The following is a 22,352-nucleotide window of genomic DNA, read 5'->3' as shown; positions in this document are numbered from 1 at the left end:
TTAAATAATCGTTAATCGTTACTTTTCATTATTTTATGTATTTTTATAGTCTTACCCAAATACATAAAATAAAAACCCCACACAGGGGTTTTTTGTTATTTATTTGGTGGCGGCGCAGAGATTTGAACTCCGGACACTGCGGGTATGAACCGCATGCTCTAGCCAACTGAGCTACGCCGCCATATTATGGAGCTAATGACCGGGATTGAACCGGTGACCTTATCCTTACCAAGGATACGCTCTACCGACTGAGCTACATCAGCGATCACTAACTTTTTTAGATTACTTGGTTGCGGGGACAAGACTCGAACTTGTGACCTTCGGGTTATGAGCCCGACGAGCTACCAACTGCTCCACCCCGCGATATTAAAATATAAAGTTAAAATGGTGGATGGGGTTGGATTCGAACCAACGAAGGCAGAGCCGGCAGATTTACAGTCTGCTCCCTTTAGCCACTCGGGAACCCATCCATGATTCAACTGGAGCTGGCGAGAGGACTTGAACCCCCAACCTACTGATTACAAGTCAGTTGCTCTACCAATTGAGCTACACCAGCCTTAAGAACATTATTTATTATACAAACTTTTCTACGGTTTGTCAACAACTTTTTTTAAATCACTTTTTGAAAAGTAATTTGGTTGCGGGGACAAGACTCGAACTTGTGACCTTCGGGTTATGAGCCCGACGAGCTACCAACTGCTCCACCCCGCGATTAAATATCTACCAACCGGTGACAATAAGTAATGTTATCATAGTTCAATTGATTTGTAAAGTGTTTTTATATAATAAATAATATATACTATTTTAAAACAAATATACTGCCTTACAAAAATAAAATACGAGCTGTGTACACAACTCGTATTTTATTTATTCTTAAGCAAACAAATAGCTGTATTTTGATTTAAATTCCTCAATTGTCATCTTAAACGCGTTCGCCAGACTTGCATCTTGCAAATCCTCTTCTACTAAACGAATCATAAACTCTTTTGCAATTTTATAGTTCATTGCATTGACATTCACTCTTCTTACAAGAGTCTTACCTGTTTCTGGATCACGCAAATCTTTAAAATAAAGTGGTACAGTTTCATTGTTTTGAATGGAGATCATAGCTGCGCTATCGCCATTCATTAGAAAGCGAACAGCTGCATACCCAAGTGAACGTGTATAATCAATATCATAAGAAATAGGCGGTGCACAACGCAGCTCGTAACCAATTTCTTTATCAACAATTGTAATTTTCACACCAATTTTAGCCAGCTCTTTTGCAACTTCTTTCTTTAATACTTCACCAAAATCAAGTTCTGAATAGCGGATATGTCCATGCTCATCCAAGCAGAGATCGCCGAGTGCTACGAAATCTTCTTCAGCAATTTTTTCAATAACACCTTCGGCTATAACAGCAACGCCATAATTCCGACCAGTCAAATAGCGTTTTACCATCGAGCATGTCAACATGTCAATGACTTGTTGCAATCTGATTTTAGGCGCACTGAATTCTTCCGGAATAATCGTAATAATTGCTCCGGCTGACTTTCCCATACCAAGTGCCAAATGCCCCGCTGTGCGCCCCATAGCGATTCCAAAATACCAGCGATTATTCGTAGTTCTAGCATCTTCCATTAAATTTTCCAGTACCATAGTACCAAGCGCTCTGGCTGTTTCAAATCCAAATGTCGGTATACCTTCTGGCAAAGGCAAATCATTATCTATTGTTTTTGGTACATGCACAACATGAATTGTTCTGCCAATAACTGCCGCATATTCAGCAACTTTGGATGAACTAAAAGCAGTATCGTCACCCCCAATTGTAACAAGGTGCGTTACACCAAGTTCGGTTAGCGTGTCTACAACTCTTTTTAAATCATCTTCTTGTTTCGTTGGATTAAAACGCGACATTTGCAAAATGCATCCGCCCGTTAAGTGTATTCGACTTACTAAATCATAATTTAAGTGAACAAATTTCTTTTCCCCCCTTGCCAATCGTGAAAATCCATCGTAAATGCCAATTACGTCCCAACAATTTTTTCTTGCTTCCATGGTAACAGCACTTATAACACTGTTAATTCCAGGCGCCGGACCACCTCCGCAGACAATTGCAATTACATTTTTACTCGATTTGTACATAACTTCCCCCTAAAAATAATAAAATTATAAGACCAAGTATCCTATCTGAATAAACCATATGATAGAACGAAACCATTATGTAATTGAGCACCAAAAAATAATATATTTAGAATATTATTAATTTTCTAAATATATTTGAATATGCTTAAGTATTCTCCGTATAAATAATAGATTCCTTCATAATATAAAAAATTTATATTATTTCTTCGTTTAATCCCCTATTCTTTCAATGAAAATTGATGCGTCAAAAAGCAAGCGAACCGTAAAAATGCTACCTGACTTATGAAGTCAGATAGCATTTTTAATTATCACCGAGTCCGCCACACAATCCATGCAATTGTTTGTTAATATTAGTTAACCCATTATAAACGCTATTGACATCTGCATCATCACCGCGATTATCTAAATAACGTTCTAATTTACGTTTTACACGCTGCAGTGCATTATCAATTGACTTTACATGTCGATCAAGTTCTACAGCAATCTCTTGATAGGATTTCCCATCAAGATAGGACATCAATACTTTCCATTCAAGATCACTCAAGATTTGTCCCATTTTAGCTTCGATATCAATAAATTCTTCGCGACTGATCACAAGTTCTTCCGGATCAGAAATCTTTGAACCAGATAAAACATCCAGCAATGTACGATCAGAATCTTCATCATAAATTGGTTTATTTAAAGATACATAAGAATTTAAAGGAATATGTTTTTGCCGCGTTGCCGTCTTGATCGCCGTAATAATTTGCCGTGTAACACAAAGCTCTGCAAAAGCTCTAAAAGATGATAATTTATCATTTCTAAAATCTCGGATTGCTTTATACAATCCAATCATACCTTCTTGAATAATATCTTCCCGATCTGCCCCAATCAAAAAATAAGAACGTGCTTTCGCCCTGACAAAATTCCGATATTTATTAATCAGATAATCTAGTGCGATATTATTATCATTTGCCTTAGCTTCAGCAACAATTTCTTCATCGGTCATATTCTCAAAATCATTAAATACTTCTTCACTTTGAGTATTAACTCGCATCGCACCGCCTCCTCACAAATTCTCTTATCACGATATAGTATTACGTTCAGAAATAGTAGCTTGTACTTTTGTGTCTCATATCTAAGCATCAAAAAAGAAAATGCGCCTTCGCGCCATTTCAAAATACTTTTCCATTGTCCACATTCTTTACAGCAAATTATACCCTAGGGCACACTCCTAGTCAACCCTCAATTGCTTAGTTCTCACTGTTTTCTCGAACGATTTAACGTCTTTTTCTAAGCTCATCCAATTTTTTAGCAATATCCGCCTTAATTCGACAACCAAGTTCGTGTCTTGAACGTTGTATTGTATTTTGTATATATTCTTCTTGAATTTTTTTCTTTGTTTTCTTAATTGCCTTACGAAGTTCTCTTGATGACATCCGATACGCACCAGCACCTAAAATAACTGTCTGTTCAGCATAGTCAGAAGTAACAACATACACTTCTTTACCTTCTCGTACCAAATTATAGGCTAATTTTTCTATATAACTATCGGCTGTTTCCCCTTCATCAGTATAAATGATAGCTAAATGCTGATTTATTTTTTCATAAGATTCCCCGTGAACTGTGAAAAAAGCATCAAATACAATTGTTATATCATACTGCTGAAAAGCTCCATATTCCATTAAACACTCCACCAATTTGTCCCTTGCCATCTCTAAATTATCTCTCATAGCAATCAACTCTGGCCAAGCATTAATGACATTATAACCATCTATGATAAAATATTCTCGTTTACCAGCTTTCATTCATCTTCTCCTGAAAGGTACTATATAAAAATCTAGAATTCAATACCTATTTTACATTATAACACAAAAGGTTAGCATTTTTGCTAACCTTTTGTGTTATTTATTTACTTTTAGCATACGCTGTTTTAATGACTCAAACATTAAGACTGACCCTGCAACCGATGCATTTAAGGAATTGATTTTACCGGACATCGGAATCTTCACTAAAAAGTCACATTGCTCTTTTGTCAAGCGACTAATTCCTTTTCCTTCTCCGCCAATAATAAGAACTAACGCCCCCGTCAGATCCGCTTCATAATAATTCTTCTCTCCATCCATATCTGCACCAACAACCCACATGCCCATTTTTTTTAGTTCCTTAATCGTTTGTGCGATATTGCCAATACGCGCTACAGGTACATATTCTACTGCACCAGCAGAAGTTTTTGCTACAGTTGCCGATAATGGACAACTCCTTCTTTTAGGAATAAGTACACCATGTACGCCAGCTGCATCTGCAGTCCGCAAAATTGCTCCTAAATTATGTGGATCCTCTAATTCATCTAATAATACAATGAACGGAGGCTGTCCAAGATCACTTGCTCTTTGTAAAATGTCTTCGATCTCCACATAATCCACCGGTGCACCATACGCGATCACGCCTTGATGTTTCAGCCCTTTTACAATCATATCGAGCTTGTTTATTTCAACCTCTTGCAGAATGATACGTTTTTCCTTTGCAAGCCCAATCACTTCTTTTATAGAGCCTTGTTTTTCTCCTTTTGCCAATAAAATTTTATTGATAGAACGTCCACTTTTTAACGCTTCCATTACGCTATTACGACCAAAGATAATTTCATCTGATATTTCTTGCTGTGGGAGTTGTTTTTGCTTCATATCATTTCTCTCCTGTTATTTGATTTGCTCTAAATTTAAAAACTTTTCGCGCATTTTTCCAGCTTGTCCACAGGTCATTTTCCCTTCACGACAGCTTCCTAATACACACGATGGTAATGCTTTCTCATACAATTCAGGTGATAACTTTCGAAGAATCATCACTTTCTTGACCGCCAACTCACGAATTTCCCACTGCGCATTCATACAGGTACGATCTGCCAGCATAGATATATCAGCACGTGCGTTTGCAGAAATAATGAGTTTTATCTGATCACAATTCAACAAGAAAGGTAAGGCTTTATCTGTACCATATTTTTCTGCAACCATTTTACGAAAACTTCTGAATCGCTCGACGAGTCTCTTATATTCTTCACAAAAGTTAGATTCTCTAATCGTCTCTGGTATGATGACTTCACGCTGTTGATCGTGTAAAACCACATTTAAATTCTCACGATAATTCGTAGTGATTCTGTGCCTTAATTGCTGATGATATGTAACAAGACTACACATCATTCCGAATGTAGTTCTAGCTTGTTCAGCAATGCTTGTATGCCCATAACTTAAAACGCGTTTCACTACACCTTTTGCCTTAGTTGGCGCTTCTTCGCCCCACTTTGCAATCGCTTCCGACGGGGTAATTTTCATGGTGCTTGTCATCGCACCAAAACCAACTTTCATATCAAGTTCACTAAATTGATCTAATAAAATTAAATTTTCGGCCGCGTCGATCCGATCAAAATACATTTGATAAAAATTATCCATCAATGTTTTGTCCGTATAAATTGTTTGTTGCATTAATAATTGAAACATCCGCTTAGGTAAATACAATTTAAATTGATCCAGTATTGTTGTAAATAATTCTCCATACTGCGGATTCGTCAACAATTGAAACAACTGAACTAATTTGTCTCCAGCCATGGCAACACAAACATTCGTTTTTGTTCCTAAAGGTAAAATATACCTTGCATCTTCAATTGGAATTCCGTATAAATAATTTGTCCGTTTAGGGCGCCCTTTAAACTCACCATCTTTTAACCTTGACATATTCGTATACAATGCAAACGCTTCCATCGTAAGTTCTTGTGCTTTTTTTTCATCATTTTCTTCCAAGCTAGGCAAAAGATACGATTCCAAGTTTAAGGTTACATAGCGTTGACTTTGCTGTACATAAGAATCTTTCAGCTCACAGATTAAAGTACTTTGTATTCGATTAATCCCTTCTAATATAAAAGAAATATTACACGCTTTTAAAAAGCAGCACAATTCACGTTCCGATAAAGAATTGATGTCATTCAATTCAAAGAAATGTTCCACTTTATCTATACCTGTTGCTTCAAATTGAGCAATCTTCATTTCATTCACTCTCCATTTATGGATCTATAGATTATCAAATTGCAATAAACAGCCGCTGCATTACTTAAAATTTGCAATAAGTATCTGCACTTTCTCTTGTTCGGCAAAGGAGCCGCGCATACTCCAAATGCACAGCTCCTCATAAACGTTCTTCGTCTCTACTTTATTTTGGTCTTCTGCATCATTTCTGAGGAAATAATATCAAATGCTCTATCTACCAACTCATAAAGCCGTTCATATTTTTTTTGTAAATAAAGTGCGCCTAATAGCGCCTCAAAGCCCGTACTTGCCCGATATTCAGCAACAGTCGCACTTTTTGGCACATGACTTTTGGCATTGCGACCTCGACGAAATATAGATTTCTCATCTTCTGTCAACAAGGATTCAATCCCATGATAAGCAATAGATTGCCAAGTTGCGGAGACAATCTGTGCGCCAAAACGATGCAGCACTTGCACTTTATTTTGTTCATAAGCCAAAAGTTTCCCGCGTACATACAAGTTGAAATAAGCATCACCAATGTAAGCAAGAACGAGAGGATTGAGTGATTCTACTCGGATTTCTTTATAGTTTTGTTTCACCGCGCCTGCTTCATCACACTGAAAAACACTATCGACTAAAAATTTGAAATGGTCAAAATTCATTATTTTTTCCACCTAACGCCTGTAGGTGAATCTTCTAAAGTTATACCGATTTCATGCAACTGATCACGAATTTTGTCGGCAGTAGCCCAATCTTTTGAACTTCGCGCTTGTTGACGAAGTTCAATAATAATTTTCATTAAATCTTCTACCACTTCTTCATCTTCCTCGCTTTCCTGTGAACGTACATCTACTAAAATTCCCAAAATATTCGCCATTTCTTCATATACTTTCCGTGCAATAGAAAAGGCGTTTGTATCATGTGCAACTTTTCCAGTCGTAACTGCATGATAATACACATTGATTTCTTTTGCTAGTGCGAACATACTACTTAATGCCAATGCTGTATTAAAATCATCATCCATTGCCAAGCAAAAATCTGTTTCAGCCTTTTTTGCAAAGTTCTGGAGTGCTGCCGACAAGTCACTTTCAGCTCCTGCTTCATACTGATCTAAAGCTATAGAATTTAACATCGCTGTTCTCAATCGTTCTAAACTGCGAGCAGCTTCATTTAAACGTGCATCACTAAAATCAAGCGGACTGCGATAATGCGTTTCTACAATAAAAAATCTTAACACTTCTGCCGGATATTGCTTTAATATATCTAATACCGTGAAGAAATTATTTAATGACTTGCTCATTTTTTCTTCATTGATTGTAATAAACCCATTATGAAGCCAATATTTCACAAAAGAATTTGACTTTCCGCAACAGGCTTCGGATTGCGCAATTTCATTTTCATGATGTGGAAAAATAAGATCACTACCGCCCCCATGAAAATCGAAAGTCTCTCCTAAATATTTCAGCGACATTGCCGAGCATTCAATATGCCAACCAGGGCGACCTTCTCCCCATGGACTTTTCCATGCGGGTTCGCCAGGCTTTGCACTCTTCCAAAGAGCGAAATCCATAGGATTTTGTTTACGTTCGTCTACATTAACTCTAGCACCGGCTTGCATATCCTCAAGTTTTCTGCCGCTTAATTTTCCATAATCAGAAAATTTCTCTACGCTGTAATAGACATCACCTTCAAGTTCGTAAGCATATCCTTTTTTCACCAGAGTTGCAATCATTGAGATAATATCATCCATATGTTCGGAGACTCTTGGATATACATCTGCGCGTTCTACATTCAATTGATCCATTACTTCAAAGTAAGCATTCATATAGCGCTCAGAAATAGCTGACCATTTTACCCCTTCCTGATTTGCTGTGCGAATAATTTTATCATCTACATCGGTAAAATTCTGCACATGTTTCACTTTATAGCCTGATTTTCTTAAATATCGTTTAATTACATCCCAAGTAATAAATGGCCTTGCATTTCCTATATGAGGATGATTATAAGGTGTAACACCACAGACATAGATACTGGCTTCTCCGGGAACCTGCGGCACAAACGCTTCTTTTTGCCTTGTTAAAGTATTATAAACCTTTAGCATTATGCTTTTCTAACTCCCTTTCCAAGTTTTTTATTTTATTTTCTAATTGTTGCATATTCCTATGCATGCACATGAGCATTTCTTCTTCAGGATCCGGCAAATCATCATGTGCTAAATCGACGTCTTTTTCTTCTTCCATTTCTTTATCTTTATTATAAATGACAGAATGAATTCTATTCTCTTCGGCAATTTGTTCTGGAGTCTTAACTTTCTCACCATGCATCAATACGACTTTTCCAGGTATGCCTACGACAGTTGCATACGCCGGAACCTCTTTTAATACAACAGATCCCGCACCAATTTTAGCGTGATCCCCAACCTGAAAAGATCCTAATACTTTTGCGCCTGAAGCAACAACAACATTATTTCCGATGGTCGGATGACGTTTTCCCTTTTCTTTTCCTGTCCCGCCTAACGTAACCCCTTGGTATAGTGTTACATTCTTACCTACTTCTGCAGTCTCACCGATTACGATCCCCGTACCATGGTCAATAAATAACCCTTCACCAAGTTTTGCTCCAGGATGAATTTCAATCCCGGTCAAAAATCGAGCAAAGTTGGAAATCATTCTCGGCAACAATACCCACCCTTTTAAATATAAATAATGTGATAAACGATGGAACCAAATTGCGTGCAACCCCTGATAACAAAAAATAACTTCCCAAACACTTCTTGCCGCCGGATCGCGATCAAATACTACGCGTATATCTTTCTTTAAACGTGCAAACATCTTAAAATTATACTCCTTTTCCTAATAAAAATACATAGAAAAAGACCATCATCTCTTGACAGAGACGATGGCCCGTGGTTCCACTCTGTTTAGATAAATCCATAGATTTACCTCACTCAATACAGATAACGGCTGCTACCGTTTTAGCCTACTATAAATTCAGCTAAACTGCTCCCGGGTGCATTTCGAATGGCTTTCTTCCTAGTACTAATTTCAGCTATTATAGTACCTCTCTGCAGGAGAAAGTTCACCTACTTTCCCGATCAACACATTTCTCTATTTCTCATTATATGTAATCCAAATTCACTTCGCAAGCATTTTATTTCGTCACACTACGCATTGTTTTATCAATACGGTCAATCACGCGCTCACGCCCCAAAACTTCAATTAAACGAACCAAATCAGGACCATGCATCTGCCCTGTCATTGCAACACGGATTGGCATAAACACTTTTTTCCCGCCGACTTTTAATTCTTTTGTAATCGCTTTTAAAATTGGTTTAATATTTGCTGCATTTACTTCTTCCAACGCGTTTAATTTTTCTTTGAATAACGCGATGACAGCTGGAATTTCTTCATCTAATAAAATTACTTTTGTTTCCTCATCTTCGATTACAACATCATCTTTATAATAAAGATCCGCATAATCAACAACCTGTGCTACATAACTCAAATGATCTTGAATTACGGAAACAAATTTCACCAAGTTATCTTTCTCTTCTGCTGTTAATTCCCCTGAAATATATCCAGCTTCCACAAGATGAGGGATCGCCAAAAACGCAATCTTATCCGGGTTTGCAGCTTTCATATAATGTGCATTGATCCAGTTTAATTTATCGATATCAAACACTGCTGGATTCTTTGCCACACGATCCATAGAGAATTCTTGAATTAACTCTTCCGTAGAGAAAATTTCCTGTTCGCTATTCGGTGCCCAGCCAAGCAGTGCAAGAAAATTCACAATCGCTTCCGGCAGATAGCCTAATCGGCGATATTGATCTACCGAAGTTGCACCATGCCGTTTACTCATCTTGGTTCTATCTTTACCTAGAATTAATGAAATATGTCCAAACGTAGGCACTGGTAGACCAAGTGCTTCATATAAAACAACTTGCCTTGGTGTATTAGATAAATGCTCTTCAGCACGAATTACGTGGCTTATTTTCATAAGCGCATCATCCAGTACCACGGCGTAATTATATACAGGGATTCCATCTGATTTTACAATAACAAAATCGCCAACCCCATTTGAATCAAAACTCATTTTCCCACGTACCAAATCATCGAACACAACCTGTTGATTCGCTGGTGTTCTAAATCGAATTGTAGGTTTTCTGCCTTCAGCAATCAGTTTTGCTTTTTGTTCTTCTGTCAGCTCACGACAATGCCCTTGATAAATCGGCATTTCATTTTTCTCCATTAAAGCATTGCGTTCCGCCTCTAACTCTTCATCTGAGCAATAACAATAATAAGCTTTTCCCTCAGCAAGCAATTGATCCGTAAACTTTTTATAAAGCGCAAGCCGCTCGGTTTGACGATATGGTCCATATTCTCCGCCGACATCAATACCTTCATCCCAATTGATACCCAGCCACTTCAAAGCAGCTTTGATATTTTCTTCTGATTCCCTCGTTGAACGAGCTCTATCCGTATCCTCAATTCTTAGAATTAATTTTCCGCCTGTTTTTTTAGCAAGCAACCAATTAAATAATGCTGATCTTGCACCACCAATATGAAACGGGCCTGTTGGACTTGGCGCAAATCGCACACGTACTTCTTCTGACATAAAATAGCCTCCCATAATCATCCTGTACTATGTATTGTAACAAAATTTTTATTACTATGCAAAATCTACATAAAATAACTGAGATAGATAAAATACCTCAGTTATTTCTTATACATTATATCATTTTATTTAAGTTTTTCAACTTTTATTGTACTCTAAAAATAAAAAACCCATCTTCAATTTCCGGCGTTATAACTGTATGAAAATACGCTGTGTTTGAGCTTGTCGGAAGAGCCCCCGTTGGCGATAGGGCAAACCGCCAAAAGAGTGCATTGTCATACCATACTTCGCCAATAAAATTATCCTCCATTGTTTCAAAGTGTACATCAAAATCCATGGCAAAACATTCTCTTGGCAACAGCACATATACCATAACAAAAATTGCACATAGTAAATTACGCATAAAATAATGCCTCCTCATACGAGATTCATTGTAATTGTTAATATGTACAAAATTATTAAACTTATTCAAATCTATTTTTTTATGATTCCTACAACGGCATAACTTGCTATACCTTCCTCTACACCTACAAAACCTAAGCCTTCCGTTGTCGTGGCTTTTACATTCACTTTATTTAATTCACATTGCATCGCTTGTGCAATATTTTCATTCATCTTCGCAATAAAATCAGCTAATTTAGGCTTTTGCGCTGCGATTGTTACATCGATATTACCGACTTGATATCCCGCTTGATCAATCAGATTCCGTACTTCTTCCAGCAGCAAAATGCTAGAAATTCCTTTATATTTTTCGTCAGTATCCGGAAAATGTTTGCCAATATCGCCTAAGGCCGCAGCACCAAGCAAAGCATCTGAAATTGCATGCAATACAACATCGGCATCTGAATGTCCTAGCAAACCAAGATGATGGGGAACTTCTACTCCGCCTAAAATCAGTTTACGCCCTTCTACAAGTTTATGGACATCATATCCCATCCCAAATCTCATCATAATTTTTTCACACCTTTTTTCAAAGTTTCTGCAACATCGGCAACCAGAGTAGACACCCCTGAAACCAATCGCGCGACCACACCTTTTCGTAAAAAAGCTTCTGCGATAATAAAATCCTCTGGTGTCGTAATTTTTAAATTGCTATATTCACCTTTTACAACTTTGACCTTAATTCCCAATCGTTCTACTAAACTTGCATCATCAGTTCCAAGGAAATCATCTTGATCAGCTTTTTTATAAGCATCTAAAATAATCTCTCTTTTAAATCCCTGCGGTGTTTGAATTGACCATAAAGTACTGCGTTCTGGGGTTTCTGTAACAACTTGGTCTTCATTCACAATTTTAATTGTATTTTTTGCCGGAACGCCTGTAACAGTCGCCCCAAACCGTCTAGTTTCTTCCACAACAGCCGTAATGACTGCATCACTGGTAAGTGGTCTGGCACCATCATGCACTAGAACAATCTCAGTATCTGGACGCAGTGATGCCAGTCCATTTGCAATAGAGTACTGTCTTTCCGTGCTGCCTGCCACAACTTGCCATGGTTTTAAATTCGGTACTGCCTTTAATATTTTTTTTACAATTGAAACTTCTTCTGGGGCTACTACAATAATTAAATCATCAATTGCTGTACAATTAGAAAAAGCAATCACTGTATGTACTAAAATCGGCTTACCTAAAAGCTCTAGAAATACCTTATTTATGCCAATTTCCATTCTTTTTCCTTGACCCGCAGCAGGAAAAATTGCTGTTACCATATTACCCCTACCTTTATCTATTTTTACTATTTTTCATCAATATCTAAATAAACACTTCTACTATCATACTATATTTTTCAGTAACATACAAAATAATACTACATATGACTTTTTATTTCCAAAGAAGTTCAGCCTGTCGATACAATAGAAAATAACTATTCCTTCTATACGCAGTTTGTCTACAATCTGGATTTTGATATACAAAAAAGTTCTGCACCTCAAAGAATGCAGAACTTACAAAAGCAATTTCAATTTTAACGAAAATTAAGCACCTTTTTCAGCTGCTTTAGGCTTGGCAAAGATCATTCTGCCAGCCGCAGTTTGAAGTACCGAAGTAACAACAACTTCTATTGTCTCATTCATATGCTTCTTACCACCCTCAACGACAATCATTGTCCCATCGTCAAGATAAGCTACCCCTTGCGCGAATTCTTTACCGTCTTTTACAACAGTAACAACCATATCTTCGCCAGGAATAACAACTGGTTTTACCGCATTTGATAATTCATTTATATTTAAAACTGGAACTCCCTGCAATTCTGCGACTTTATTTAAATTATAATCATTGGTAATAATCTTGCCATGTACTAATTGACCTAACTTTACCAATTTAGAATCCACTTCTGAAATATCGTCAAAATCACGACTATCAATTTGAACATACATCCCAAACTCTTTTTGAATTCGATTTAAAACATCCAGTCCACGTCTACCGCGATTGCGTTTTAATAAATCAGAAGAATCTGCAATATGCTGCAATTCTTCTAATACAAACACCGGAATAAGAAGTGTACCTTCGATAAAACCACTCTGACAAATATCAGCAATACGTCCGTCGATAATAACACTCGTATCTAAAAGTTTATACTGACAATTATCTTCCGCAGACTGTTCTTTATCTTTTGTTTTTTCTCTAACGAGTTTTGGTAAAAATTCAAATAGCCCAGCAATTTCATCCCGCTTTTGTATGGTAATATGAATTCCTAAATACCCTAATATTATACTTAGGATTACCGGAATATAACTACCCACAATCGGAATTGGAGAAAATGCTGAACCTAATAAATTCGCAATTATAAGTCCAATAGCCAAACCAATAGCACCTGCAATAACATCATGAATTGGCATTTTACTTAGCTGCTGTTCTACCCACAATGATAATTTGAGTAGATTTTTAATCAGATAGGGCGAAATGAAAAAACCAATTCCACCACCGATGACACCACCGAGTAAAACGGACAATAAATTCGTCATTGTCATTCCAAAAATACCCATTTTTAAAATTTCCGCACTAATCAAAAGCGTCAGTAATGGATTTGCAAATCTCATCAGAACTAAACCAAGAATCGCCATCAAGATTGTAATAACAAAACGCAAAACTTTATCTAACACTCCTTCACCTCCTTCCAAATATTACAATGTCTTTTATCAAGATACCACTATTTTGCCCAAAACTCAATAAAAAAATACGTCAGTTACCTGGCGTATTTTTATCAAGCAATTCATACATCCATGTTTCCACAGAAGAGGCATCCTTATTGCAAGCTAAGACCAGCTCACTAACTAATATTTGCTTTGCAGTGTCTAATAACCTTCTTTCACCTGTAGAAATTTTTTTAGCACGATCTTGTAAAATTAAGTTTCTTACGATTTCAGCTACATCATAGATACTACCACTTTTAATCTTTAACAAGTTTGCATTAAATCTTCTATTCCAGCTCCCCGCTGCAATTTCAGGTTCACTTTTTAATACTTCAACTACTTTTTCAACTTCAGCCTGCGTAATCACTTCACGCAACCCAATATTTTCAACATTATTCAAGGGTATCATGACTTTCATACCACCAAATGGCATTCGAAGAATATAATAAGATTTGGTTTCTCCCATTACTTCACATTCTTCTATTCCTTCGATGATACCGGCGCCATGCATCGGGTAAACAACCTTATCACCTATACTAAGCACAGCAGCACCTCCTAATACGTATTGATTATAGCATACATATATATATTTGTCAAATTTTTAATTCTATCATGTGTTATACCTCTTGTCAATCATAAATTAAGAAAAATAAACATAACTCAAAAAGAGTTATGTTTCAGCGGGTAGACAAACTATGGATAGATGAGCAGCGAGTTGGTGAAAAGTACTTTTCACCAACCGTCAACCTGTCTTCGTACTAGTTTATAAGTGGAACGAATTTCGGTATTTTCTAACTTACCAACATAAATATAGTATTTGTCTACCGTCTGAAACTTGTTCCACTTGTAAGCGAATGTGAAGATAGATACTCAGTGAAATAAAATTAAACTTGTCAAAACCATCACAATCATTGCAATGATCATCGGAATTGCGGTTCTTTTAATCAAATCAAACGGAGAGATATTACCAAGGCTTGCTGTAACTACAATAACAGCTGTAATTGGTGATATGCACCTAGCTATACTCGCTGCAAAATGCATTGGCATCAACATAAGTACCGGCGCCATTCCCATTTTAGCCGCAACTACGGGTGTAAGCGATGCAAAAGCAAAGAAAGGTGCATTACCGGACCCCATAATAATTGCACTAAATCCAATGATAGCTACCATGACAAGAACCATGCCGATCCCACCGAATCCAGAATTTTGCGCACTGTTTATAATTGCATCAATGGTCCCCATACTTGTGAGCCCTTTGGCAAATGTTTCACCTGCAACAATTAAAGTAACCACATTTGCCATCTGCATACCCAATCCATCAAAAAAAACTTGAATATCAGCACATACTTTTTTCGCATCTTTATATCTGATATATTCACAAATCATTGTAATAAATAAGCCGATAAACATAGCCTTAATCAGATCCATCTTAATCCAAGATATCCATAGATCACTAAAACTCAAAATCAAAACGAGTGGAATCATCGGTAATAAAGCATACAATCGCGGAGGTAAATCTACTTCCGTAGTGATTTTTTCTTTATTACTGCGTTCTACGATATGATTTTCTCTTCTATCAAAATATCTTTGTGTGAAAAAATGGGAAATCGAACCCGCAATTAATACGGCAATTGTTACAGGCACTTGATATTGAGTCCAATACGTTGCAATATCAAGCCCAGCCGTGGTTGCTGATAAAATGCTTCCCGGATCGGCTGGACTCCAATCCATACAAAGTGTAGTCGCAATCACTGCACAAGCTGAGATTCTGCTTACACCTAAATTTACAAGAATCGGAAACATTGTTACCATCAACAGCATTGCAAGGCCCGATGCACTATTAATAAATAATCCCAAACACATACCAAGCACCCAAGAAACGGACATTACCGTGTAAGGTGCATGAAGCTTTGAAAGCGGCTGAATTGCAATATGTACCAGTGCCTTACTTGCGCCTACATGTTCCATATAACGCGCAAACCCGCCAACAGCCATAATATTAAGCCCTAGTGCAGCCGCCCTCGAACTAAACGTATTTTTGATAAATTCAAACATATCAAAAAATATGAATCCTGTACTCTCTTTTTCTGATAAAATTTGTCCATAGCCAAATACGACTGCACTCAGCATTAAGATCATGCCAGCAAAAAATAATACTGGCTGTGGTTTATATTTTTTTGTTATTAGATAACCAACCCAAATCGTAACAAGCAATGAAACTATAATATTAAAAATAAAAACCAGCTCCTTTCCATTTTATGATAAAACTATATTCACACAAAACTGAAAGAAACGCAAACGATTCTGCCAGTTAAAAATTACATAGTTCTGCCCTTCTAAGGAAAAACTATTTTTAGATTCATCTAAAAATAGTTATTTTGGGAGGCTAAACAATGTTAAGGCCTAAATATTTCCTCTTTTTTTTATGCAGTATTTTTTTCATATTTTTGCTTTATTATTTCTTGTTTTCTGCTCCAATTAAAAACAGATATATTGTTCCTTCACCAGAGTTAAAAACTACACAGAAATTATATGATTACTATGAAATTAATGATGAAAAAGACAAAACTATGCTTATGCGTATTCCTGTAGTGGTAACGGTCGGTGATGAACTGATTACAGAAGATAATAAACTGTATCGCGTTACAAAAATTGAAGAAAACCAAGCATATGCCAAGTTCATTAAAAACATTACATTACCTTAACTATGCGGTTATCACTCTATTTATAACCGTATAGTTTAATTCAATGCTATTTCAAGCGCCTCACTTACACTTTCTACACTATGCAACTTAACTGGCAAATCAATCGTTAAGTTCATTAAATTTTTCTTTGGCAAAATAATATTGGTAAACCCCATTTTTGCCGCCTCACGAATTCTATTTTCAGCCTGTGTCACAGCACGTACTTCACCGGCTAAACCTACTTCACCAAAAACAACCGTTTTTGCCAGTATAGCAGAATTTCGATAGCTTGATGCCAATGCTACGATCAAACCTAAATCTATCGCCGGCTCGTCAATTTTAATTCCACCAGCTACTTTCACATAAACATCACAACTTCCCAGCATCATCCCAACACGTTTTTCTAGTACAGCAAGCAATAATTGAATCCGTTTTACATCTACATAGTCTGAAGTTCGTCTAGGCGGAACATATGGAGTTTGTCCAACCAATGCTTGCACTTCAACTAATAGCGGTCTTGTTCCTTCTACTGTTGGAACAATTACACTTCCCGAAACTTCAGTTGGCGAATCGGATAAAAATAATTTAGATGCATCAGGAACATCAATCAATCCAATGCCCCGCATTTCAAATAAACCAATTTCATTTGTACTACCGAAACGATTCTTAACTGCTCTAAGAATCCGAAATTGTGCATTGCGTTCGCCTTCAAAGTAGAGAACCGTATCCACGATATGCTCTAAAACTCTCGGTCCAGCCAAAGTACCATCTTTCGTAACATGACCAACAATAAAAATAGCAATTCCATTGTTTTTCGCGATTCTAAGCAAATCCACAGCACATTCTCTTACCTGACTTACACTGCCCGGTGCAGATTGCACATCTGGTTTAAACACGGTTTGTATTGAGTCAATTACCAGTAATGTTGGCTTGATTTCCATACTATGTTTCTCTATATATTCTAAATTGGTTTCACTAAGAACCAGTAAATCTCTTTCAATCGCCTGCAAGCGATCTGCACGCATTCTTACTTGCCTCGCGCTTTCTTCTCCGGTAACGTAAAGCACCTTGCCCTGCACTTTCGCAACATTTGCACAAACTTTCAAAGTTAAACTAGATTTGCCGACACCGGGATCTCCAACGATTAAAACCATAGATCCTGGAATTACACCGCCGCCCAGCACACGATCGAGTTCAATTGAACCAGTAAGAAATCTTGGCATATCTTCCACTGTTATGTCAGCAATTTCTTCTGGTATTCCAGAACTTGATATGCCTAGACTAAGTCCGCCTTTCTTCTCTGGTACTATCGTTTCCTCTACCATTGTATTCCATTGCCCGCAACCTGGGCATTTTCCCATCCATTTTGGCGCATCATAACCACATTCTTGACACATGTATACGGTTTTACGTTTTGCCATACAACACACCCCTTAAGCTAACAGAAAAATGAATTACACGCGTTTCATCCGTGCATACAACTTTTTAGGTACATATAAAATAGCTTGAAAGAATATTTTTAAAATAGCCTTTGTTAGCCAAACAACCCCAATCACAAAATTTAAAATGGTATTCATTCATTTTTTCCTTTACCAAAATTCATAAGATAATTTCTTCTATTTTACCATTTCTTCAGCTACAACGTAAGAAAAATAAAACTTCAGCTTGATCGTGATGACAAGCTGAAGTTTTATTGTATCTATGCACTATGAATTCTTCAATTCTGTCTTTACAGCATCTTCTTTTACAAATGTTAATGCAGCATCTACAGTATCAATTTTCACATGATCGCCGGCTTTAAATTCTCCAGTCAAAATACGTTCTGCGATTTCATCTTCCACTAATTTTTGAATTGCACGTTTTAACGGGCGAGCGCCATACGTGAAGTCTGATCCTTCTTTAATAATTCTCTCTTTTGCCGTTTCTGTTAAGCTCATGCCAATTTCCATCTCACGAAGACGCTTCATCACATCTTGCAGCATGATATCAACAATTTTAACAAGTTCCGTTTTGGTTAACGCATTAAATACAAGCATTTCATCGACACGATTGATAAATTCTGGTCTGAACAATCGTTTTACTTCATCAAGAACTTTTGCTTTTGCAGCTTCCACTGAAACCTCTGATTGACTGCCAGTTAAGAAGCCAACTGCTGCACTTTCTTTCTTTAAATGTTTTGCCCCAACATTAGACGTCATAATAATCACAGTATTTTTAAAATCTACAGTCCGTCCTTGACTATCCGTCAAACGTCCATCCTCCAACACTTGCAATAAAATATTGAATACATCGTGATGCGCCTTTTCAATTTCATCTAACAAAATAACAGAATACGGTTTACGACGCACTGCGTCCGTTAATTGTCCACCCTCTTCAAAACCGACATACCCTGGAGGGGCGCCAACCAATCGTGATACAGTATGTTTCTCCATATATTCAGACATATCAAATCGCAGCATTGCATTTTCATCGCCAAATAAACTTTCTGCCAAAGCGCGTGCCAACTCAGTTTTTCCCACACCCGTAGGCCCTAAGAATAAGAAAGAACCAATCGGACGTTTTGCATCTTTTAGACCTGCTCTTGCTCTTCGTATTGCTTTCGATACTGCTTTTACAGCCTCGTTTTGCCCAACGACTCTTTTTTCTAAGATGGATTCCATCTGTAATAGACGTTCTGATTCTTCCGCCGCTAATTTTTTCACGGGGATTCCTGTCCATGTCGCTACAACTTGCGCAATATCATCTGGCGTTACGATTATGCGTGTATTTTCACGATCACTCCATTCTTTTTGCTTAGTTTCCAAACTTTCTTTCATTCGAGTTTCTTCATCACGAATTTTCGCAGCGCGTTCATATTCTTGTGCAGTAATAGCCGCTTCTTTTTCTGTTTTTAATTTTTCTAATTCTTTCTCCAAAGATTTTATGCTATCCGGCTGCGAAACAGATTTCAATCGTACACGCGACGCCGCTTCATCCATTAAATCGATCGCTTTATCCGGCAAAAAACGATCTGCAATATACCGATGTGATAATTTCACTGCCGCACAAATCGCTTCATCCGTAATTTGCGCCCGATGAAACGCTTCATACTTATCTCGAATGCCAAGCAAAATTGCAATTGCATCTTCAACCGACGGTTCTCCAATTGTAATCGGCTGAAAACGACGTTCCAACGCGGAATCCTTTTCAATATATTTTTTATACTCGTTGAGTGTAGTCGCACCAATGGTTTGCAATTCACCGCGTGCCAGCGCCGGTTTTAAAATATTCGCTGCATCAATCGCCCCTTCAGCTGCGCCCGCACCAATCAAAGTATGCATTTCATCAATGAATAAGATTACATTCCCATCTTTTTCAATCTCACCAATGATTTTCCGCAACCGTTCTTCAAATTCACCACGATACTTTGCTCCCGCCACCACAGAAGCCATATTAAGCGAAACCACACGTTTATTACTCAAAACCTCCGGAACAGTTCCTTGCACAATGCGCTGAGCAAGCCCCTCAGCTACGGCTGTTTTCCCAACGCCGGGCTCACCAATTAAAATTGGATTGTTTTTCGTACGACGACTTAAAATCTGAATCACGCGTTCAATTTCCATGTCTCGGCCAATGACCGGATCAATTTTACCGGCGGATGCCAGATCATTTAAATTGCGGCCATACTCATTTAGCGTTGGCGTATGCATTGCTTTTTTCGATGCAACCTTGCCTTCACTATTTCCACTTCCATTCTGTGCGGACTGTCCACCTAACATATCAATTACAACTTCACGAACGCTTTCAACCTCTGCACCTAAAGCTGACAGCACTTTTGCTGCAACACCTTCATCTTCGTGAATTAACCCCAATAAAATATGCTCGGTTCCAATATAATTATGTCCAAGATCCTGCGATTCAGCAACAGCCAATTCCATAACACGTTTTGCCCTAGGTGTATAAGTGAACTCCTCATTACTGCCATCGCCTTGGCCAATCATCGCTTCTACTTGCTTACGCACAAGATCTAAATCAATTTCTAAAGATAATAAAGCTTTTGCAGCAACGCCTTCTCCTTCACGGATTAACCCTAATAATAAATGTTCTGTTCCAACATAATTATGTCCTAGCTCTTTTGCTTCATACTGCGCCAATTCCAACACTTTGATTGCTCTGGCAGTAAATCTACTATTCATAGTGAATCAACTCCTTTATTTATCGTATCAGCTGTTAACACTTTCCGAATCATTTCCGCTCTTTGTTTATCAATCTCACCCGGTGATAAATTCCCATTATTCTTTAAATTTTGCAAGTAATTACTCCGACTTGAAACCAATAATTCATTAAATATACTTGGAGGAACATTATGAATAATATTCAAATCAATCCCCATTCGTACTTCACTCAGCAATGCGAGCGCCTCGTTACCTGAAATCGTTCTCGCATATTTTAAAACCCCGTAAGATCGCCAAACTTTATCACTCACAACATCAGGTGCCTGTGCATATAAGGCTTTTCGTGCCGCTTTTTCATGGGTCATAATCTCTAAAACAGCACTCGTTAGATTATCTACAATTTCCTGTTCACTAAATCCTAAAGTTAACTGATTTGATATTTGAAAAATATTTCCAATCACTTCACTACCTTCACCATACAAGCCTCGAACAGCTAATCCTAATTGAGTAGAAGCATTCATAATCTTATTAATTTGCCGTGTAAAAACCAGTCCCGGTAAATGTACCATCACAGAAGCCCGAAGACCTGTACCTAAATTTGTCGGACACGATGTTAAATATCCCATATCTTCTGTAAAAGCTATATCAAGCTTCGATTCCACTGTATCGTCAATTTTATTTGCCATTTCAAGTGTTTTTCCTAAATCGAGTCCTGACACCATGCATTGAATACGCAAATGATCTTCTTCATTGACCATAATACTAATCCTATCATCTGCACTAACAAGCACTAAACGATTTTCAGGATTTATAATATGATTATTGCTAATCATGTGTTTTTCAATTAAGACATTGCGTTCCAATGTACTCAATTTATCAATCGAAATACTTTTATATGATTTTCCCGTCGATTCTTCTAACTCCTCAATCACATCTTGAACAGAAGTTTCGACTTTTGCTAACTGTGCTAAATTTGCTCTATTTGGGAAAGGAATCCCCGCTATATTTCTCGCCAAACGAACACGACTAGACAGTACAATATCACTATCTGTACCACTTCCATCCATCCACAACGTAAGCGGTTTCACGAATAATTCTTCCTGTGACATATCTCTAAACCCCCTATTCGACATCCTCATGAAGTTCTTTCTCAAGTTCTTTAATTGTATCCCGCAGCTTTGCAGCTTGCTCATATTCTTCATTGGCAACATGCGTTGTTAATGTATTACGCATTTGCTTAATTCTTTGTTTTAAGCCAAGCTTTCCGCCTGAACGTTTAGGAAATTTACCTATATGGCTGCTTGCTCCATGAATCCGACGAAGCAATGGCTCTAGCTTTTTAGCAAATGTTGCATAACAAATACTGCAGCCAATTTTGCCGGTGCGACTGAAATCACTATATGTCATTCCACAATTCGGACAAGTCATCTCTTTCATTTGAGAATTATCTACTTCTACCAAACCATTATTAAACATTCCAGCTAAAAAATCATTGACTGAAAATTTTTGATCTATGTTAAAAATCAGCTCTCCATATTTTTTGGCACACTCCTCGCATAAATGTTTATCTATTTTTTGCGTGTGCGTAATTTGCGTAAGATGAACACAGGCTTGATTTTTTTTGCAATCATCACATAACAATTT

Annotated in this window: 20 protein-coding genes, 6 tRNA genes and 1 other annotated feature; of the genes, 1 reads left to right on the top strand and 25 read right to left on the bottom strand. The window is 37.4% G+C overall.

Annotation, left to right across the window (positions count from 1 at the left end; all coding sequences use genetic code 11):
• Positions 1-104 precede the first annotated feature (104 nt).
• The 21 genes from BN6559_RS16050 to dcuC form a co-directional block, all read right to left on the bottom strand.
• Positions 105-181 (bottom strand) — tRNA-Met (locus tag BN6559_RS16050).
• Between the two features lie 6 nt (positions 182-187).
• Positions 188-263: transfer RNA gene (locus tag BN6559_RS16045), tRNA-Thr, on the bottom strand.
• 24 nt (positions 264-287) lie between these two features.
• Positions 288-363 (bottom strand) — tRNA-Met (locus BN6559_RS16040).
• A gap of 22 nt (positions 364-385) precedes the next feature.
• Positions 386-470 (bottom strand) — tRNA-Tyr (locus BN6559_RS16035).
• A gap of 10 nt (positions 471-480) precedes the next feature.
• Positions 481-556: transfer RNA gene (locus BN6559_RS16030), tRNA-Thr, on the bottom strand.
• Between the two features lie 79 nt (positions 557-635).
• Positions 636-711 (bottom strand) — tRNA-Met (locus tag BN6559_RS16025).
• A gap of 162 nt (positions 712-873) precedes the next feature.
• Positions 874-2,124 carry a diphosphate--fructose-6-phosphate 1-phosphotransferase gene (gene pfp / locus BN6559_RS16020; RefSeq protein ID WP_110955667.1) on the bottom strand — a complete coding sequence of 417 codons (1,251 nt, stop codon included), beginning with the start codon at positions 2,122-2,124 and terminating at the stop codon, positions 874-876.
• Between the two features lie 301 nt (positions 2,125-2,425).
• Positions 2,426-3,160: an RNA polymerase sporulation sigma factor SigH gene (sigH, locus tag BN6559_RS16015; protein WP_110955666.1), complete on the bottom strand. Its 735-nt coding sequence runs from the start codon at positions 3,158-3,160 to the stop codon at positions 2,426-2,428.
• A 223-nt stretch (positions 3,161-3,383) separates the two neighbouring features.
• Positions 3,384-3,911 carry an NYN domain-containing protein gene (locus BN6559_RS16010; protein ID WP_110955665.1) on the bottom strand — a complete coding sequence of 176 codons (528 nt, stop codon included), beginning with the start codon at positions 3,909-3,911 and terminating at the stop codon, positions 3,384-3,386.
• 96 nt (positions 3,912-4,007) lie between these two features.
• A complete protein-coding gene (gene rlmB / locus BN6559_RS16005) occupies positions 4,008-4,787 on the bottom strand; it encodes a 23S rRNA (guanosine(2251)-2'-O)-methyltransferase RlmB (RefSeq protein ID WP_110955664.1) in 780 nt (259 codons plus the stop codon).
• Between the two features lie 15 nt (positions 4,788-4,802).
• Complete coding sequence (locus tag BN6559_RS16000; RefSeq protein ID WP_110955663.1) at positions 4,803-6,140, bottom strand: FAD-dependent thymidylate synthase; 1,338 nt, start codon at positions 6,138-6,140, stop codon at positions 4,803-4,805.
• Between the two features lie 158 nt (positions 6,141-6,298).
• Positions 6,299-6,784, bottom strand: a complete 486-nt coding sequence (locus BN6559_RS15995) for a Mini-ribonuclease 3 (protein ID WP_110955662.1) — start codon at positions 6,782-6,784, stop codon at positions 6,299-6,301.
• A complete protein-coding gene (cysS, locus tag BN6559_RS15990; RefSeq protein ID WP_110955661.1) occupies positions 6,784-8,223 on the bottom strand; it encodes a cysteine--tRNA ligase in 1,440 nt (479 codons plus the stop codon). Before cysS ends, BN6559_RS15995 begins: the two co-directional genes overlap by 1 nt.
• Complete coding sequence (gene cysE / locus BN6559_RS15985) at positions 8,207-8,953, bottom strand: serine O-acetyltransferase (protein ID WP_110955660.1); 747 nt, start codon at positions 8,951-8,953, stop codon at positions 8,207-8,209. Before cysE ends, cysS begins: the two co-directional genes overlap by 17 nt.
• 57 nt (positions 8,954-9,010) lie before the next feature.
• Positions 9,011-9,229 (bottom strand) — a binding site (T-box leader).
• A gap of 43 nt (positions 9,230-9,272) precedes the next feature.
• Entirely contained in the window at positions 9,273-10,739 is a 1,467-nt protein-coding gene (gltX, locus tag BN6559_RS15980) for a glutamate--tRNA ligase (protein WP_110955659.1), read from the bottom strand.
• 145 nt (positions 10,740-10,884) lie between these two features.
• Complete coding sequence (locus tag BN6559_RS15975) at positions 10,885-11,142, bottom strand: hypothetical protein (RefSeq protein WP_110955658.1); 258 nt, start codon at positions 11,140-11,142, stop codon at positions 10,885-10,887.
• A gap of 71 nt (positions 11,143-11,213) precedes the next feature.
• On the bottom strand, positions 11,214-11,690 hold the full coding sequence (ispF, locus tag BN6559_RS19340) for a 2-C-methyl-D-erythritol 2,4-cyclodiphosphate synthase (RefSeq protein ID WP_199884073.1): 477 nt from the start codon (positions 11,688-11,690) through the stop codon (positions 11,214-11,216).
• Positions 11,687-12,448: a 2-C-methyl-D-erythritol 4-phosphate cytidylyltransferase gene (gene ispD, locus BN6559_RS19335; RefSeq protein WP_199884072.1), complete on the bottom strand. Its 762-nt coding sequence runs from the start codon at positions 12,446-12,448 to the stop codon at positions 11,687-11,689. The genes ispF and ispD overlap by 4 nt, the downstream gene beginning before the upstream one ends.
• Positions 12,449-12,712: 264 nt before the next feature.
• Positions 12,713-13,840 carry a PIN/TRAM domain-containing protein gene (locus BN6559_RS15965; protein WP_110955657.1) on the bottom strand — a complete coding sequence of 376 codons (1,128 nt, stop codon included), beginning with the start codon at positions 13,838-13,840 and terminating at the stop codon, positions 12,713-12,715.
• A 79-nt stretch (positions 13,841-13,919) separates the two neighbouring features.
• The gene (locus BN6559_RS15960) at positions 13,920-14,414 is read right to left on the bottom strand and encodes a CarD family transcriptional regulator (protein ID WP_110955656.1); all 495 of its coding nucleotides are present in this window, start codon (positions 14,412-14,414) and stop codon (positions 13,920-13,922) included.
• A gap of 326 nt (positions 14,415-14,740) precedes the next feature.
• On the bottom strand, positions 14,741-16,105 hold the full coding sequence (gene dcuC, locus BN6559_RS15955) for a C4-dicarboxylate transporter DcuC (RefSeq protein ID WP_110955655.1): 1,365 nt from the start codon (positions 16,103-16,105) through the stop codon (positions 14,741-14,743).
• A gap of 158 nt (positions 16,106-16,263) precedes the next feature.
• Here dcuC and BN6559_RS15950 point away from each other — a divergent pair, with 158 nt between their 5' ends.
• On the top strand, positions 16,264-16,575 hold the full coding sequence (locus BN6559_RS15950) for a stage II sporulation protein P (RefSeq protein WP_110955654.1): 312 nt from the start codon (positions 16,264-16,266) through the stop codon (positions 16,573-16,575).
• Between the two features lie 35 nt (positions 16,576-16,610).
• Here the strand turns inward: BN6559_RS15950 and radA are convergent, their stop codons facing one another.
• The 4 genes from radA to BN6559_RS15930 form a co-directional block, all read right to left on the bottom strand.
• Positions 16,611-17,975: a DNA repair protein RadA gene (gene radA, locus BN6559_RS15945; RefSeq protein WP_110955653.1), complete on the bottom strand. Its 1,365-nt coding sequence runs from the start codon at positions 17,973-17,975 to the stop codon at positions 16,611-16,613.
• 285 nt (positions 17,976-18,260) lie between these two features.
• Positions 18,261-20,729, bottom strand: a complete 2,469-nt coding sequence (locus tag BN6559_RS15940; RefSeq protein WP_110955652.1) for an ATP-dependent Clp protease ATP-binding subunit — start codon at positions 20,727-20,729, stop codon at positions 18,261-18,263.
• Positions 20,726-21,817, bottom strand: coding sequence for a protein arginine kinase (locus BN6559_RS15935; RefSeq protein ID WP_110955651.1), 1,092 nt, complete (start codon positions 21,815-21,817; stop codon positions 20,726-20,728). The genes BN6559_RS15940 and BN6559_RS15935 overlap by 4 nt, the downstream gene beginning before the upstream one ends.
• Positions 21,818-21,830: 13 nt before the next feature.
• Positions 21,831-22,349 carry a UvrB/UvrC motif-containing protein gene (locus BN6559_RS15930; protein ID WP_110955650.1) on the bottom strand — a complete coding sequence of 173 codons (519 nt, stop codon included), beginning with the start codon at positions 22,347-22,349 and terminating at the stop codon, positions 21,831-21,833.
• Positions 22,350-22,352: the final 3 nt, after the last annotated feature.

The sequence above is a fragment of the Massilibacillus massiliensis genome (assembly GCF_900086705.1).
Taxonomy (GTDB): Bacteria; Bacillota; Negativicutes; order FLKF01; family FLKF01; genus Massilibacillus; species Massilibacillus massiliensis.
This window is presented reverse-complemented; position numbering and strand designations above follow the sequence as displayed.